The organism is Bradyrhizobium sp. Pha-3 (assembly GCF_042258325.1).
Lineage (GTDB): Bacteria > Pseudomonadota > Alphaproteobacteria > Rhizobiales > Xanthobacteraceae > Bradyrhizobium > Bradyrhizobium elkanii.
The window spans coordinates 9,354,016-9,368,721 of sequence record NZ_CP170151.1 but is presented as its reverse complement, the minus strand read 5'-3'; the positions used below and the strand labels follow the sequence as shown (position 1 = coordinate 9,368,721).

Below are 14,706 nucleotides of genomic sequence, written 5' to 3'. Positions count from 1 at the left end.
TTACAATCGGGGGATTTCGGAGCGTTTTCGAGCGAAGTGGGTACCGGTTCGCGTGAAGAAAACGCGTCAGAACTAAATCGACAACGAATTCCGGTCACCATGGCCCCAAGTTGGGGCGTTTCGAGGTCATCCCGCAGTAGCGAAGCCGACATCAGCCTGTTAAAAGACCGGCGTTTTCGGCACGGGAAAGCTCAATCTTCATGCGCACCGCAACCATCAAGCGCAAGACCAAGGAGACCGACATCGAGGTGACGGTCAACCTCGACGGAGCAGGCGTATCCACGGTTTCGACCGGGATCGGCTTCTTCGACCATATGCTCGACCTCCTGGCCCGGCATTCGCGCATCGACATCACGGTGAAGGCGGATGGCGATCTCCATGTCGATTACCACCACACCACCGAAGACGTCGGGATCGCGCTCGGACAGGCCGTAAAGCAGGCGCTCGGCAACATGGCCGGCATCACCCGCTACGCCTCGATCCACATGCCGATGGACGAGACGCTGTCGCGCGTCGTGATCGACATTTCCGGTCGCCCCGTGCTGGTGTTCAAGGCCGAATTCCCGCGCGACAAGATCGGTGAGTTCGACACCGAGCTGGTGCGCGAGTGGTTCAACGCCTTCGCGATGAACGCCGGCGTGACTCTGCACGTCGAGACCCTATATGGCGAGAACAGCCATCATATCGCCGAATCCTGTTTCAAGGGTCTGGCGAGGGCGCTGCGGACGGCAATTGCGATCGATCCGCGTGCCCAGGGCGAAGTGCCCTCGACCAAGGGTCAGCTCGGCGGCTGATCTCTGGAGCATGATTCGGAAGAGTGGATGCCGGTTTTCCGAAAGATCATGCTTCAAATAAGAGTCCATCCTCGGCGGAGTGTTCGATGCCGGTCTACACAGTGCATGCCCCCGTGGCCAACGGCGCCGATCTCGCGGCGGCCGACAAGTTCGTCTTCGTGCGCGACGGCTTCCATTTCTGGGCCGCGGTTGCGGGCGTGATCTGGCTGGCCTGGCATCGGCTCTGGCTGGCGCTGATCGGCTGGCTCGTTCTTACTTTCGTGATCGATTACGCGCTGACGAAGTTTGGCGTCGGCCGCAGCGCGATCTTCTTCGTCGACCTGGTGCTGATGGTGTTGCTCGGGCTCGAAGCGGCGAGCTTGCAGCGCTGGACGCTGTCGCGCCGCAAATGGCGCCAGATCGACATCGTCGTGGGCGACGACGTGGAGGCCGCCGAGCGCCGTTTCTTCGCGCGCTGGACCGCGCGGCATCGCGGCGCGGTCAACGACCAGCGGTCGGTCGATCGCGGCGCGCCGCCGCCGACCCGCGACGTTCCGGGTCAGTCATTCTCAAAGCCCCCGTCGATGCCGCAGGGCGGCATCATCGGATTGTTTCCAGAGCCAGGAGGATCGCGATGACCGTTGCAATCATCGATTACGGCTCCGGCAATCTGCATTCGGCGGCCAAGGCCTTCGAGCGCGCCGCGCGCAGCATGGAGGATCCGCAAGCCATCAAGGTAACGCGCGATCCCGACGCGGTGTATCGCGCCGATCGCATCGTGCTGCCCGGTGTCGGCGCGTTCGCCGATTGCCGCCGCGGCGTCGACGCGGTCGACGGCATGCTGGAAGCGCTCACCGAGGCGGTGCGGGTCAAGGCGCGGCCGTTCTTCGGCATCTGCGTCGGCATGCAGCTGATGGCGACGCGCGGTAAGGAGCACGTGATCACTGAGGGCTTCAACTGGATCGGCGGCGATGTCGAGAAGATCGAGCCGCGCGACGAGAGCCTGAAGGTCCCGCATATGGGCTGGAACACGCTCGACATGGTGCGCGAGCATCCGGTGCTGGAGCGGCTGCCGCTCGGGCCGAAGGGACGTCACGCCTATTTCGTGCACTCCTATCACCTCAACGCCGCCAATGAGGCGGACGTGCTCGCGCGCGCCGACTATGGCGGGCCGGTGACCGCGATCGTCGCCAAGGACACCGCGATCGGCACCCAGTTTCACCCCGAGAAGAGCCAGCGCTTCGGCCTCGCTTTGATCGCCAATTTCTTGAAGTGGAAGCCGTGATCCTCTTTCCAGCGATTGATCTGAAGAACGGCCAGTGCGTGCGCCTCGAGCAGGGCGACATGGCGCGCGCCACCGTGTTCAATCTCGATCCGGCGGCGCAGGCGGCGAGCTTCGCCGCGCAGGGCTTCGAATATCTCCACGTCGTCGATCTCGACGGTGCCTTCGCCGGCAAGCCGATGAATGCCCACGCGGTCGAGGCGATGCTGAAGGCGATCAAAATGCCGGTGCAGCTCGGCGGCGGCATCCGCGACCTCAAGACCATCGAAGCCTGGCTCGACAAGGGCATCACGCGTGTCATCATCGGCACCGCGGCGGTGCGCGATCCCGAGCTGGTGAAGGGCGCGGCGAAGACATTCCCAGGTCGCGTGGCCGTGGGCCTCGATGCGCGCGACGGCAAGGTCGCGGTCGAAGGCTGGGCCGAGACCTCGCATGTGACCGCGCTCGAGATCGCGCAGCGCTTCGAGGATGCCGGCGTCGCCGCGATCATCTTCACCGATATCGCCCGCGACGGCCTGCTCAAGGGCCTCAACCTCGACGCGACCATCGCGCTTGCCGACCGCATCTCGATTCCGGTGATCGCCTCCGGCGGCTTTGCCTCGATCGACGACGTCAAGGCGCTGCTGGAGCCGCGTGCGAAGAAGCTGGCCGGTGCGATCGTCGGCCGCGCGCTCTATGACGGACGGCTCGATCCGGCCGCTGCCCTTCAGCTGATCCGCGGCGCGTAGGAGGAGATCATGTTCAAGGTTCGCGTGATCCCCTGCCTCGACGTCAAGGACGGCCGCGTGGTCAAGGGCGTCAACTTCGTCGATCTGCGCGACGCCGGTGATCCGGTCGAAGCCGCGATCGCCTATGACGCCGCCGGCGCCGACGAGCTCACCTTCCTCGACATCACCGCCACCCATGAAAACCGCGGCATCATGCTGGATGTGGTCCGGCGGACCGCGGAGGCCTGCTTCATGCCGCTGACCGTGGGCGGCGGCGTCCGCACCGTCGACGACATCAAGACCCTGCTGCGCTCGGGCGCCGACAAGGTCTCGATCAATTCGGCGGCCGTCAGCCGGCGCGAATTCGTCAAGGAAGCGGCCGAGAAATACGGCGAGCAATGCATCGTGGTTGCGATCGACGCCAAGCGGGTCAAGCGCGCCGGCGGCTCGGACCGCTGGGAGATCTTCACCCATGGTGGACGGAATGCCACCGGGATCGATGCCATCGAATACGCCCAGGAGGTCGTCTCGCTCGGCGCCGGCGAAATCCTGCTGACCTCGATGGACCGGGACGGCACCAGACAGGGCTTTGACCTGCCGCTGACCCGGGCGATCGCGGACAGTGTCCCCGTACCGGTCATCGCGTCCGGCGGTGTCGGCAATCTCGATCACCTCGTCGACGGCGTCCGCGAGGGTCATGCCACCGGCGTGCTGGCCGCGTCGATCTTCCACTTCGGGGAATTCACCATCCGCCAGGCCAAGGATCACATGGTGCGCGCCGGCCTGCCGATGCGGCTCGATCCCTAGCGTGAGCGTGGTCAGGAAAAGTGGAAACCGGTTTTCCGTGAAGACCACGCTCAAACAGGGAGAGCTGGGACTCCTTGTCACAAAAATGCTAAGTCCCCACCTAAGGGATGGCACCGGTGCGGTGCCGCTGTGCATGCTTGAGTTGAGTTGATGTCGCGTTTCACGGTCCACGATTTGGCCGCCACCATCGACGCCCGCGCTGCAACGGGCGGCGAGGCGTCCTACACCCGCAAACTGCTCGACAAGGGCGCGGAGCATTGCGCCAAGAAATTGGGCGAGGAAGCGGTCGAGACCGTGATCGCCGCGGTCGAGAATGACCGCGATCATCTCATCGCGGAAAGTGCCGATCTCGTGTTTCACCTGCTGGTTCTGTTGAAATCCCGCGGCGTGAAGCTGGAGGATGTCGAGGCCGCGCTGGAGAAGCGCACCTCGATGTCGGGACTGGAAGAGAAGGCGTCGCGTAAGCGCGACTAGCGCAAATGATCGAGCGCATCGAGAGGGGCGGCCTCATGGACATCCGGGCACCAGATCAACAGTACAACCCCTACCGCATCTTCACGCGCCAGCAATGGTCGCATCTGCGCGACGACACACCGATGACGCTCGAGCCCGGCGAGTTCGATCGCTTGCGCTCGATGCACGACCGCCTCGATTTGCAGGAGGTGGAGGACATCTACCTGCCGCTGTCGCGGCTGCTCTCGATCTATGTCGATGCGACGCAGCGGCTGTATTACTCGCAGCGCCAGTTCCTCAACATCCGCGACCGCAAGATGCCCTACATCGTCGGCGTCGCCGGATCCGTCGCGGTCGGCAAGTCGACCACCGCACGCGTGCTGCAGGCGCTGCTGGCGCGCTGGTCGCCGCGGCCGAAGGTCGATCTGATCACGACCGACGGTTTTCTGTTTCCGAATGCCGTGCTCGAGCGGCAGGGCATCATGCAGAAGAAGGGCTTCCCGGAAAGCTACGACCTGCCGACGCTGCTGTCGTTCCTCAGCGACATCAAGGCGGGACGGCGCCGCGTGCGCGCGCCAGTCTATTCGCATCTGACCTACGACATCGTGCCGAACAAATGGGTCGAGATCGACCAGCCTGACATCCTGATCGTCGAGGGCGTCAACGTGCTGCAGACCGGGCGGCTGCCGCGCGACGGCAAGGCGGTGCCGTTCGTTTCGGACTTCTTCGATTTCTCGGTCTATATCGACGCCGACGAGGCCGTGCTGCGGGAGTGGTACATCAAGCGCTTCCTGGCGCTGCGCGACACCGCGTTCACCGATCCGAGGTCCTACTTCCACCGCTATGCGCCGCTGTCGGACGAGGAAGCGACGGCGACCGCGATCGCGATCTGGGAGCGCACCAACCTCGCCAATCTCGAGGACAACATCCTGCCGACCCGCCCGCGCGCGACGCTGATCCTGAAGAAGGGCGCCGACCACGTGGTGCAATCGGTCGCGCTGCGCCGGCTGTAGTCGGCACCGCATCCCGGCGAACGCGCCACATCACAGCTGTCGTCCCCGCGAAAGCGGGGACCCATAGCCACAGGTGTCTGTGATTTGCAGGGCTGTGGCCTCAGCGGGCGCAAAACTAGCTTCGGTGGTTATGGGTCCCGGCCTTCGCCGGGACGACGCGGAATTTTTCGCTGCTACGCCGCGATATGCCGCGCGGCGGCGAGGCCCGCGAGCGCTTCTTCCAGCTTCTCGCGGTCGAGTGGCTTGATCAGGAAACCGTCCATGCCGGCTTCGAAGCAAGCATAGCGGTCCTCCACCAGCGTATTTGCCGTCAGTGCCAGGATCGGGGTCCGGCGGACGGATTGTGCCGCTTCATGGGCGCGGATCTGCTTTGTGGTCTCGATGCCGTTGAGGCGCGGCATCTGGATATCCATCAGCACGAGATCATAGGGCGTGCCGGCTGAGGTCGCCGACAGCCAGGATTCCATCGCCTGCTCGCCATTGGTGGTGATGACCACGTTGTGGCCGAGCCGGGTGAGCAGCGAGCGCATCAACAGCGCGTTGATCTCATTGTCTTCGGCGACCAGGATCGAGAGCCCCTTGTCCGGCAACGCGGATGCTGGCGCAGTGGGCGCGGACTCGGCGGCCGCCTCGATCGCGAGGCTCGGCGCAGCGATTTCCGGCGACGCGGTCAGGCGTGCGGCGAGCGACGACGCGCGCAATGGCTTCACCAGGTAACCGGTGAACATGGCTGACTCGGAGGCCGAAAGATCCTGCCGCGTTGCCGGCGTGAACATCACGATGCGATGGGTTGCGTGGATGCGGGCGGCGTCGGCAAACGCCTCCATCGCCGGGGTGCCGAGCGTGTGGTCGATCAGCACGGCGTGCCAGCTCCGCTCCGGCAGCAACGCCTCTGCGACATTGGCATCCGACACGATGCAGGTCTGCGCGCACCAGCGCTGCAACCGCCGCGAGATCAGCGAGACCTCGATGCTGTGCGGCGCCACCAGCATGATCGACTGTCCCGTCAAGTCGGGCGCGGCGAAGCCGTTGGCCTCGCCGGTATCGGCCGCGACGAGCGGGATCGACACCTCGAAGGTCGAGCCTGCGCCCGGCGTGCTTGCGAGCGTGATGCGGCCGCCCATCCGCTTGACGATGCGGTCGCTGATCGAGAGGCCGAGGCCGGTGCCGCCATAGCTGCGCGCGATCCGGTCGTCGGCCTGCTCGAACTCCCGGAAAATACGCTGCTGCGCTTCCGGCGCGATGCCGATGCCGGTGTCGCGAACCAGGAAGCTGATCTCGTTTGGCCAGATGCCGGGCTCGACGATCAGCGCCACGCCACCGGTCGCGGTGAACTTGATGGCGTTGCCGGCGAGGTTGAGCAGCACCTGACGCAGCCGCGCGGCGTCGCCGGTCACCTGCATCGGCAGCCGTTCATCGACATAGGCGGCGATCTCGATGCCCTTGGTCTGCGCGCGCGGCGCCAGCAGCTCGGTGATGTCCTCGATCAGGCCGGACAGCGCGAATGCGCGGTGTTCGAGATCGATCTTGCCGGCCTCGATCTTGGAATAGTCGAGCAGCTCCTCGATCAGCGCGAGCAGCGCGTCGCCTGATGTCTTGACCGCCTTGACGTAGGTCATCTGCTCCGGCGTCAGCTGCGTATCCATCAGCAATCCGCTCATGCCGATGATGCCGTTCAGCGGAGTGCGGATCTCGTGGCTCGCCATCGCAAGGAAGCGCGACTTGGCGCGGTTGGCGGCGTCGGCCTGATCGCGCGCTTCGGCGAGCGCGTGCTCGCTCTCGGTACGGTCGGTGACGTCGCGGCCGACGCTCTGCATCTCCGCAGGCGCGCCGGCATCGTTGCGCACGAGGCCTTCGCGCCAGGCGATCCAGCGCGGCCCGAGCGGGCCCTCGATCTTCTGGTCGTAGACCCGCGTGCCGTTGGATTCGAGCGCGGTGTCGCCTTGTTCAAGCACCTTTAGCGTTGCGGTGCTGCCGATCAATTCGCTTCGGGAAACCTGCGCCAGCTCGCAATAGGCGTCGTTGGCATAGGTGATGAGCCCGTCGAGGTCGCGCAGCACGATCAAATCGTCCTGCGCCTCGAACAGGGTGGAGGCGCGCTGCTCGGCCTCCTGCAGTTCCCAGTTGCGGTCGGCCATCGCTTCATTGTGCATGGCGATGGTGCGCAGCCGCTTGCGCATCAGCCGCAGCCGGATGCCGAGCGTCACGATCCAGAGGCAGGCGAGCGCGAACAGGAAGCTGACCCCGATCGCGAATGCATTGGGATCGTAGCCGCTCTGTTGCGAGAGCGCGCCCGAAATGAACCCGAAGGCGCTGCCGAACGCGACGGAGAAGATCGTGAACGAACGGACGATCGTCGCGACCCAGGAATGGCGCCGGAGGAAGCGGCGAAGGCGCAACTTGATCCGGAAGAAACGCCCCATCAATGGTGACCCTGAGACAGCTTGATCTGGCGCTGACGATGCGTCGGCCAGCTTGCAAAGTGCTTGAAATTGGTGGCCATTTCGCGCTGCCCTCAGAACAAGGTTAGCGGGGGGTTAACTCTGCCATGACCCGGTTCGGGACGCGCGCGTCAGGCGCGGGCGATGCGGCTTCGAGGCGGCGGTGTCCGCCGCGGGCGCTGACGATCAGGGCCGCGGCGTCGCGCACGGAGAACGTCTTCGACTGCACGAAGACACGGTAGTCGGACGGACCGTCATCATGCGTCAGATAGATGACGGGGCCGGTTGCCGAGGCTTCGCTGGAAATCCCGATCAGCTGCGGCGCCGCGCTGCGCTCGCAGGCGCCGGCCTCGGCATCGTCGATGTCGTCGATCACGGTGAAGTCGGCGGCGTCGGCGCTGTCGGCGATCTGGACCCGGACGGTGGCCTGTCTGGGGTCGTCAGTGAAGCTGACGTGAAGCTGCGCCAGCCAGGGGATCGATGCGATCTGCATCGTGGCGCCACCCACCTCGATGCAGGGCCGCGGGCCCGGCAGGAACTCGGCGCGGGCAAGGACCGCGGCCACGGCAAGGGGGACCACCGAGGTCAAAATCTTCAAACGCAACATGACACAACTCGCTCGACCCAAGCTTGCCGCCGATCGCGGTGCTTATGGTTTGCGGAGCGTAAACAAAACTCGTTACCGCCGCGTTGACGCGGGGCATTGCGGCACGAATCGGGACAGGGCTTAGGTTCGGTCAGGCGGCGCGGCGCAAATCGTCGGCCAATGCACGATAGGACAGCGCTTCGGCGAGGTGCAGCCGGCCGATCGTGTCGGCGCCGTCGAGATCGGCGAGCGTGCGCGCCACGCGCAGCACGCGGTGATAGCCGCGCGCGGTGAGATGCATGTTGTCGGCAGCCTCGCGCAGCAGCTTCTGTCCATGCGCGTCGGGCTGCGCGATGGTCTCGAGCAGCGAGCTCGGCGCTTCCGCATTGGTGCGGACATGCGGCATGCCGGCAGCCGCATAGCGCGCGAGCTGGATGTCGCGCGCGGCCGCGACGCGGGCGGCAACCTCGGCCGAGCCCTCCGCCGGCGGCGGCAGGATCAGATCAGCGGCGGTCACGGCGGGCACCTCGATCCTGAGATCGATGCGATCCATCAGCGGGCCGGAGATCCGCGTCTGGTAGTCGGCGGTGCAGCGGTCGAGCCGGCCGCGCTTGCAGGAATAGCCGGGCTCATAGGCATGGCCGCAGCGGCACGGATTCATGGCCGCGACCAGCATGAAGCGCGCCGGATAGGTGACGCGGTGGTTGGCCCGGCTCACCGAAACCTCGCCGTTCTCCAGCGGCTGGCGCAGCGAATCCAGCACGCGCGGATCGAACTCCGGCAATTCGTCGAGGAACAGCACGCCCTGGTGCGCGAGCGAGATCTCGCCGGGCTTGGCGCGCATGCCGCCGCCGGTCAGCGCGGCCATGCTGGCGGAATGATGCGGGCTGCGGAACGGGCGTCGCGCGGTCAGGGCGCCGTCACGGATCTCGCCGGCAACCGAGGCGATCATCGAGACTTCGAGCAGCTCCGACGGCGACAGCGGCGGCAGGATCGAGGGCAGTCGCGCCGCCAGCATCGATTTGCCGGCGCCGGGCGAGCCGATCATCAGCAGATGATGCCCGCCGGCGGCGGCGATCTCGAGCGCGCGTTTCGCGCTCTCCTGGCCCTTGATGTCGCGCAGGTCCAGAAGCGTTTCCTCGCGCTCATGCACCTTCGGCTGCGGGCGCGACAGCACCTGCGTGCCCTTGAAGTGGTTGGCGATCTGGATCAGCGAGTGTGCCGCGATGATCTGGATGTCCGGACTGGCCCAGGCGGCTTCCGAGCCGCAGGCGGCCGGGCAGATCAATCCCTCGTCGCGCGAATTGGCGCCGATTGCCGCGGGCAGTACGCCCGCAACGGCTGCGATCGAGCCGTCGAGCCCGAGCTCGCCGAGCACGGTGAAGCCGTTCAGCGCATCCGGCGGGATCGCGCCGATCGCCGCCATCAGGCCGAGCGCGATCGGCAGGTCGTAATGGCTGCCCTCCTTGGGCAGGTCGGCGGGTGCGAGGTTAACGGTGATGCGGCGGGCGGGAAGCGCGAGGCCGGAGGCGACGAGCGCCGAACGCACGCGTTCGCGGGCTTCCGACACCGCCTTGTCGGGCAGGCCGACGATCGCAATAGCGTTGTTAATTAACCCCCAAAGGTGGTAGATCCCGACCTTACTCAGGGTGGGGCGGGCTATTCTTTGAACAAGCGGGCATATTCGTACTTGCGGCTTTCTACGGGGCCGCAGCTCAAAGGCGACGGAAAGCGCCGTCAGCTGAAGGCTTCCAGGGCATATGCCGAGGCCAATGGGCTGGAATTAGCCGAGGACGCTCAGTACGAGGATCTCGGGGTATCGGCCTTTAAGGGCGCCAACGTTCGCGGTGGAAAGCTGGGTCTATTTCTAGACGCCGTCCGGTCGGGAGCCGTGAAATCCGGTTCCTACCTCTTAGTCGAGTCGCTTGATCGGCTGACCCGGCAGGAACTGCTGAAAGCCCAGTCCCTCTTTCTCAGCATCATCCAAGGCGGGATCAATGTGGTTACGCTCGCCGACGGCCGGCTGTATCCGGCCGGTACGAATGATCTTGGCGACCTGATCTATTCGCTTGTGGTGATGGCTCGGGCGCACGAGGAATCGCAGATCAAGAGTCAGCGAATCGGGGCCGCGTGGAAAAATAAGCGGACACGCGCCGCTTCGCAGGTACCCATGACGAAATGGTGCCCCGCGTGGTTGACACTCGCGGAGGACCGAACCTGCTACGAGCCGATTCCGGAGCGCGTTGAGATAGTGCGAGGCATCTTTGAAGACGCCGCATCTGGAATGGGCGTCTATTCCATCACGACGGACTTGAACCAGCGCGGCGTGCCGACCTTCGACAGCCCAAATGGCTGGCATACGTCGTACGTCACAAAGATCCTCTGCAACCGTGCTGTGCTGGGTGAGTTTCAACCCCACCGCAGAGAGGCCGGAAAGCGAGTTCCTGACGGCGAACCGAGCCGGTCCTATTACCCGGCGATCATCGATGAGGCGCTGTTCTATAGAGTTCAGTTAGCAAAATCAGAAAGGCGAGTCTCGGGGAAGGGCCGGAAGGGCACAGCGTTCACCAACCTGTTTTCCGGATTAGCTGTCTGCGCTTACTGTAACTCGCCGATGAAGCTGGAGAACAAGGGTTCCGGCCGCAAAGGAGGGACCTATCTCGTCTGTGACGGCGTACTGCGCAAGCTTGGTTGTCCCGGCATCCGATGGCGGTATCGAGATTTCGAGACTTCGTTCCTCGCGTTCGTGGAGGAGGTGGACCTGGACGGCCTAACGAACGAAGCGGCGGAAAGCGCGAAGCTGAGGCTTGAGTCCGATATCGCAGCGATCAAGGGCGAACTCGCTCAGGTCGAACAACTCATGGAAAAGACCTTTGCAGTTCTGGCGACCGGAGGTCCGATTGAATTCGTGACTGTCAAGCTCAAGGAGCAAGAAGCGCGGAAGGCCGAGCTTTTGAAGCGTTGTCAGTCTTACGAAAACGAACAAGAGCGAGCCGTTTCGCGGGAAGACCAAACTCATCGCAGCAAGGAGGAGGTCCGAGAGTTGGTCGAGCGCGCTCAGCGCGGGGAAGCTTCCGAGATGTTCAAGGTCCGAGCGCGACTAGCCTCGCATCTAAAGGTGCTGATCGAAGATCTTTTAGTCGCGTCCCTTTTGATACAACCAAAAGGACACAAGGCACTGCGTCATCAAAAGGGGGACGGTCGCTACTTCGAGGTCTGGCTACGGAATGGCCCCGGTAGGGCCGTCTATCCTACGACGCGCGATCCGTTGAGCTATGACGAACAAGTCATCGTTTGGAGCGGAAAGAAGAACCCGCCTCGCGTCTCGCTCGCTACGTCTATCGATCTGGCTCACATTTCTCCAGCCAGGCTTCGCTAGGCATGCATACTGTGCGGCAGCGCACACCGAAACCGTGCCACCGGCTTGTGAAGATCAAGGCAGGAGGGCTGAACGCGCAAGCCTCTGCCGTCCCAGTTCGTCCAGCGCGGCATAGGCCTTGGCGTGCTCCTCGATTGGACGACGAATACCGGATCTTCGGAAGCGAGGGCCGTCGCGCCGAGAGCGTGAGCTACCATGCCCCGAAGAACGATCGCCTGTCGATCCGAGCCGACATCTCTGGCACCGTCATCGGCGGTTTACCTCGTTACCCTGCCACCGGAGGAAGAGAAAGATCACGCCGAGCACGGCGAGCTGTTGCAGCAGGCTGGTGCTGATCGCCAGCAACGCAGACTTGGTCGCATTGTAGTTGTAGAAGATCGCGTAACAGAACGCGACCGCGTAGAGGACGGCTCCGGCTACGATCGGCAGTTGGAAAAAGGGAGCGTTCGGGTCATGCAGCGTGCTCCAGGCGCTAAGGGACGCGATCACCAGCGCGAGGGTGCAAGCGACGATGCTGGTCCAGGTAGAGCCGAGACTCCAGAAGTAGACATCCCTCTTGTGGAGAGACATCACGGTCACGACGATCCAGATAAAAACGAGAACCGGCACTAAGACCGCGACGACCTCAAGCACACTCCAGCCGCCCGGGCCGCCAAAAGTCTGGTTCAGCATTCCATTCCCCCGATTGAGGTCTTACCGGCCGCCCTTGCGCCAACCTGGTGTTGTTGGCGTTCATCGCGTCCAGAACCCGCGTCGGGGATCCTGCATAGTACGCCGACGCTGTATTTCATCATTCGCTCGCTGCACTTCTTCTCCCAACTGGCGTTGTTGCTGTTCTTGCAAAAGACGGTTCTTTGCTTCGACCTCCACAGCCTGCTTCTTTTCCACGCCTTCGACGATCTCTGCGAATCCCGGGGCCGTGCGGCAGTCCAACCGACGCATGCTGTCTAACCGACGTAAGCCTCGCTGCAGTTCATCCGCCTCCTTGAGGCATGCTGCAATTCGAGCCTTTGACGCGTCGCTGTCGGGGTCATCGAGAGTGCCTGGCGCGACCGGCAAGGCCATAGGGAGGCCGTCCTTGATGCGAACGAGTTGACGAATGGAAGCTCCAGCAGGTGTGTAGTGGCCGAAGCTATACTCGTACTGACCAGAATAGTTTGCGAGGCTAAGCACCAAGGCGCACACGTCGGTCGTTATGGGGGCTGCCACGCAATAGGGAGGCCAGTAATCAATCCTCGGGTTGGAGCCGTGATGCGTGTTTGCAAACCACACGACATGACCAGCCAATCCAAGTGCGACGAGAAAAATCAGCGTGAAGAAATGGCGAAAGATGAACATCGTTGGTTATGACCTTCCCTGTGGTGTGAGCCATTCATACCGGCCGTCGCGGGGCGAACTTCAGTTTGAGGCTTTAAAGCCGTGGGTCACTAAACCACAAGGCGATTGGGTCCGTACATGGACCTACGCCAACTTTTTGCGACCAACCTCCGACGCATCCGGCACAGCCGGAAGCTCTCCCAGGAGCAGCTGGCGCACGACGCGGGGATAGACAGGGCCTACATGAGCCGGGTCGAGCGGGCTGTGACCTGGGTGGGCCTGGAGATTATCGGGAAGCTAGCCGATGTCCTGGAAGTGGACCCGGTTGAGTTTTTCAGACGCCCGAGCCGACCGACGTCTCGGAAGAAAACTGAATAGGTGGTGCCCGCCCCTGCCGAGCCCTCCGGTCACTTGGGCCCGGCTTCCTGCAGCTGCTCCGGGGGGCAATCGATGGCTCTATGGGCCGGCTTCCGGCAAGAGCGCTGGGGTCACCACGCTTGCGTGATCCTTGGGCACGGACGAATAGCAGGGCAAAAAGATCATCAGTCGGTCGTGCCCGGTGAGACCTGGCGGATGAGATCGAATCCGCGTCGGCGGATCCATGTTAGGCCGTCTCTTTCGGCTGAATCCGGCTGAATGTCCGGCAGGTGACTCGGGTAACTCGCCCTGCCTCCAGGCAATGAGCGCATACGAGCGCAGTGAGACCTTTACCGGTTCGATGATTTAGGCAGCAATGGCCCACGACAGCGTTCATTAAGACGCCGTCCATCTCGTAACATGCCTTGCAGAAGACGTGACCAATCATGATTGAGTTCGTTAGAACCGCCCGGCGAGCATAACTCGGATGCCCGCCGAGCGGTTGAGTTTGTCAAGCGGCCTTCCGGGGCTTCCCGATCACTCCGGTCTTGGCGGCGTGGGCGAAGAGGTCATCGAGTTCGCCGGCTCGGACCGCGCCGATCAAGGCATCGATGACGGCGGGAAGCTTGTCCTTTGAGCCGACCACGATGCCCGCCTTGCCCTTCTCGAACTCGATGGGTTTGGCTCCGAACTTCACGGACATGATCACCTGGCCCAACGGGTCGGCCTTCCACCAGGGTCGGACGGCCTGCTGCTTGGTCGTGGCCTGACGTTCGCCGTTGACCTTGGTCCAACGCTGGACAACGCGAACGTGGTTGGGATCGTCCAGAAGCAGCTTCTGCTCTTCCAGCCTGGCGATGAACTTGGCCCTGCGCATCTGGACCGGATCGTTGCCGGCCTTGGGCAGCGCAGTGAACGAAAGTGACTTAAGGATCGGCATGCGGGTTCTCCGACTGTTGGATAAACCCGCCCGATCCTAATCGGTGGTCCGCACCTGTACACAGCTGGGCGATTCGACCACGCGCTTTTTCCTTTACCGGCCCGAGATGTTCGCTATATGTTCATTAGCTCGATTCTCGATTGAGAGGGGCTCATGGATCAGGTCGAACCGGCCGTTCGTTCGAGGATGATGAGGGCCATCAAGGGGAAGGACACACGTCCAGAACGTGCGGTGCGCACAGCCTTGCACATTGCGGGATATAGGTACCGACTTCACCGCCGAGACCTGCCCGGAAGCCCGGATATTGTGCTCCCACGCTTTCGAATCGCTGTTCAAGTGAATGGTTGCTTCTGGCATCGACACGACTGCGAAAAGGGGCGGCGAACCCCGTCAAGCAATGTGAACTACTGGGGTCCCAAGCTCGCCAAGAATCGTCAGCGTCAAATGGCGTCAAATCGCGCACTCGTTGAACGAGGTTGGAAGGTCGCGATCGTGTGGGAATGTCAAATTGAGCAAGGCATAACAGAACTCAAACGGCTGTTAAGAAGGTCAAATCCGTTAGAGACAAATAAACGCAACTAGATTCAAATCACTCCAACCTCGTACTTGCGCTCGGCGCCGTTTTAGGTGTCCGAGCGCTTGCGATTCTTA

The 14,706-nt window shown here is 63.3% G+C and carries 15 protein-coding genes and 1 pseudogene; 10 read left to right on the top strand and 6 right to left on the bottom strand.

Translation table 11 applies throughout. From position 1 onward, the window contains the following. Positions 1-200: 200 nt before the first annotated feature. From hisB to coaA, 7 genes are all read left to right on the top strand, one after another. Positions 201-794 carry an imidazoleglycerol-phosphate dehydratase HisB gene (hisB, locus tag ACE10X_RS44660; protein ID WP_016841476.1) on the top strand — a complete coding sequence of 198 codons (594 nt, stop codon included), beginning with the start codon at positions 201-203 and terminating at the stop codon, positions 792-794. A gap of 86 nt (positions 795-880) precedes the next feature. Further along, a complete protein-coding gene (locus ACE10X_RS44655) occupies positions 881-1,411 on the top strand; it encodes a DUF2628 domain-containing protein (RefSeq protein ID WP_038382746.1) in 531 nt (176 codons plus the stop codon). Then, the gene (gene hisH / locus ACE10X_RS44650; RefSeq protein ID WP_304557395.1) at positions 1,408-2,058 is read left to right on the top strand and encodes an imidazole glycerol phosphate synthase subunit HisH; all 651 of its coding nucleotides are present in this window, start codon (positions 1,408-1,410) and stop codon (positions 2,056-2,058) included. The genes ACE10X_RS44655 and hisH overlap by 4 nt, the downstream gene beginning before the upstream one ends. Continuing rightward, complete coding sequence (hisA, locus tag ACE10X_RS44645) at positions 2,055-2,783, top strand: 1-(5-phosphoribosyl)-5-[(5-phosphoribosylamino)methylideneamino]imidazole-4-carboxamide isomerase (protein WP_038382744.1); 729 nt, start codon at positions 2,055-2,057, stop codon at positions 2,781-2,783. Before hisH ends, hisA begins: the two co-directional genes overlap by 4 nt. A gap of 9 nt (positions 2,784-2,792) precedes the next feature. Then, positions 2,793-3,569 (top strand): imidazole glycerol phosphate synthase subunit HisF, encoded by a 777-nt coding sequence (gene hisF / locus ACE10X_RS44640; protein ID WP_038382736.1) that lies wholly within the window; start codon positions 2,793-2,795, stop codon positions 3,567-3,569. 150 nt (positions 3,570-3,719) lie between these two features. Beyond that, on the top strand, positions 3,720-4,043 hold the full coding sequence (locus ACE10X_RS44635) for a phosphoribosyl-ATP diphosphatase (protein ID WP_028341982.1): 324 nt from the start codon (positions 3,720-3,722) through the stop codon (positions 4,041-4,043). A 35-nt stretch (positions 4,044-4,078) separates the two neighbouring features. After that, complete coding sequence (gene coaA / locus ACE10X_RS44630) at positions 4,079-5,035, top strand: type I pantothenate kinase (protein ID WP_026192056.1); 957 nt, start codon at positions 4,079-4,081, stop codon at positions 5,033-5,035. Positions 5,036-5,208: 173 nt separating this feature from the next. Here coaA and ACE10X_RS44625 read toward each other — a convergent pair whose 3' ends face one another. The 3 genes and pseudogenes from ACE10X_RS44625 to ACE10X_RS44615 all read right to left on the bottom strand — a co-directional run. Further along, positions 5,209-7,458, bottom strand: coding sequence for a PAS domain-containing hybrid sensor histidine kinase/response regulator (locus tag ACE10X_RS44625; protein WP_038382735.1), 2,250 nt, complete (start codon positions 7,456-7,458; stop codon positions 5,209-5,211). 103 nt (positions 7,459-7,561) lie between these two features. After that, positions 7,562-8,083: a hypothetical protein gene (locus ACE10X_RS44620; RefSeq protein WP_051002781.1), complete on the bottom strand. Its 522-nt coding sequence runs from the start codon at positions 8,081-8,083 to the stop codon at positions 7,562-7,564. Between the two features lie 130 nt (positions 8,084-8,213). Then, positions 8,214-9,665, bottom strand: a pseudogene (locus ACE10X_RS44615) (YifB family Mg chelatase-like AAA ATPase); the annotation flags it as partial. A 63-nt stretch (positions 9,666-9,728) separates the two neighbouring features. Here ACE10X_RS44615 and ACE10X_RS44610 point away from each other — a divergent pair. Further along, positions 9,729-11,441 carry a recombinase family protein gene (locus ACE10X_RS44610; RefSeq protein WP_375763908.1) on the top strand — a complete coding sequence of 571 codons (1,713 nt, stop codon included), beginning with the start codon at positions 9,729-9,731 and terminating at the stop codon, positions 11,439-11,441. Between the two features lie 246 nt (positions 11,442-11,687). Here the strand turns inward: ACE10X_RS44610 and ACE10X_RS44605 are convergent, their stop codons facing one another. Further along, positions 11,688-12,113, bottom strand: a complete 426-nt coding sequence (locus ACE10X_RS44605; RefSeq protein ID WP_375763907.1) for a hypothetical protein — start codon at positions 12,111-12,113, stop codon at positions 11,688-11,690. Positions 12,114-12,173: 60 nt separating this feature from the next. Beyond that, complete coding sequence (locus ACE10X_RS44600) at positions 12,174-12,779, bottom strand: hypothetical protein (protein ID WP_375763906.1); 606 nt, start codon at positions 12,777-12,779, stop codon at positions 12,174-12,176. Between the two features lie 117 nt (positions 12,780-12,896). Here ACE10X_RS44600 and ACE10X_RS44595 point away from each other — a divergent pair, with 117 nt between their 5' ends. Next, entirely contained in the window at positions 12,897-13,136 is a 240-nt protein-coding gene (locus ACE10X_RS44595) for a helix-turn-helix domain-containing protein (protein ID WP_375763905.1), read from the top strand. 490 nt (positions 13,137-13,626) lie between these two features. Here ACE10X_RS44595 and ACE10X_RS44590 read toward each other — a convergent pair whose 3' ends face one another. Beyond that, complete coding sequence (locus tag ACE10X_RS44590; RefSeq protein WP_375763904.1) at positions 13,627-14,055, bottom strand: DUF6641 family protein; 429 nt, start codon at positions 14,053-14,055, stop codon at positions 13,627-13,629. A 153-nt stretch (positions 14,056-14,208) separates the two neighbouring features. On the opposite strand from ACE10X_RS44590, the gene ACE10X_RS44585 reads away from it, so the two are divergent. After that, the gene (locus ACE10X_RS44585; RefSeq protein ID WP_375763903.1) at positions 14,209-14,637 is read left to right on the top strand and encodes a very short patch repair endonuclease; all 429 of its coding nucleotides are present in this window, start codon (positions 14,209-14,211) and stop codon (positions 14,635-14,637) included. The last annotated feature ends 69 nt before the right edge of the window (positions 14,638-14,706 follow it).

What these genes read in the sequence shown, in the direction of transcription:
- hisB (WP_016841476.1), top strand. Translation starts at nt 201, where the DNA reads ATGCGCACCGCAACCATCAAGCGCAAGACCAAGGAGACCGACATCGAG.
- ACE10X_RS44635 (WP_028341982.1), top strand. Translation starts at nt 3,720, where the DNA reads ATGTCGCGTTTCACGGTCCACGATTTGGCCGCCACCATCGACGCCCGC.
- coaA (WP_026192056.1), top strand. Translation starts at nt 4,079, where the DNA reads ATGGACATCCGGGCACCAGATCAACAGTACAACCCCTACCGCATCTTC.
- ACE10X_RS44655 (WP_038382746.1), top strand. Translation starts at nt 881, where the DNA reads ATGCCGGTCTACACAGTGCATGCCCCCGTGGCCAACGGCGCCGATCTC.
- ACE10X_RS44595 (WP_375763905.1), top strand. Translation starts at nt 12,897, where the DNA reads ATGGACCTACGCCAACTTTTTGCGACCAACCTCCGACGCATCCGGCAC.
- ACE10X_RS44620 (WP_051002781.1), bottom strand. Translation starts at nt 8,083, where the DNA reads ATGTTGCGTTTGAAGATTTTGACCTCGGTGGTCCCCCTTGCCGTGGCC.
- ACE10X_RS44590 (WP_375763904.1), bottom strand. Translation starts at nt 14,055, where the DNA reads ATGCCGATCCTTAAGTCACTTTCGTTCACTGCGCTGCCCAAGGCCGGC.
- hisH (WP_304557395.1), top strand. Translation starts at nt 1,408, where the DNA reads ATGACCGTTGCAATCATCGATTACGGCTCCGGCAATCTGCATTCGGCG.
- ACE10X_RS44600 (WP_375763906.1), bottom strand. Translation starts at nt 12,779, where the DNA reads ATGTTCATCTTTCGCCATTTCTTCACGCTGATTTTTCTCGTCGCACTT.
- ACE10X_RS44585 (WP_375763903.1), top strand. Translation starts at nt 14,209, where the DNA reads ATGGATCAGGTCGAACCGGCCGTTCGTTCGAGGATGATGAGGGCCATC.
- ACE10X_RS44605 (WP_375763907.1), bottom strand. Translation starts at nt 12,113, where the DNA reads ATGCTGAACCAGACTTTTGGCGGCCCGGGCGGCTGGAGTGTGCTTGAG.
- hisF (WP_038382736.1), top strand. Translation starts at nt 2,793, where the DNA reads ATGTTCAAGGTTCGCGTGATCCCCTGCCTCGACGTCAAGGACGGCCGC.
- ACE10X_RS44625 (WP_038382735.1), bottom strand. Translation starts at nt 7,458, where the DNA reads ATGGGGCGTTTCTTCCGGATCAAGTTGCGCCTTCGCCGCTTCCTCCGG.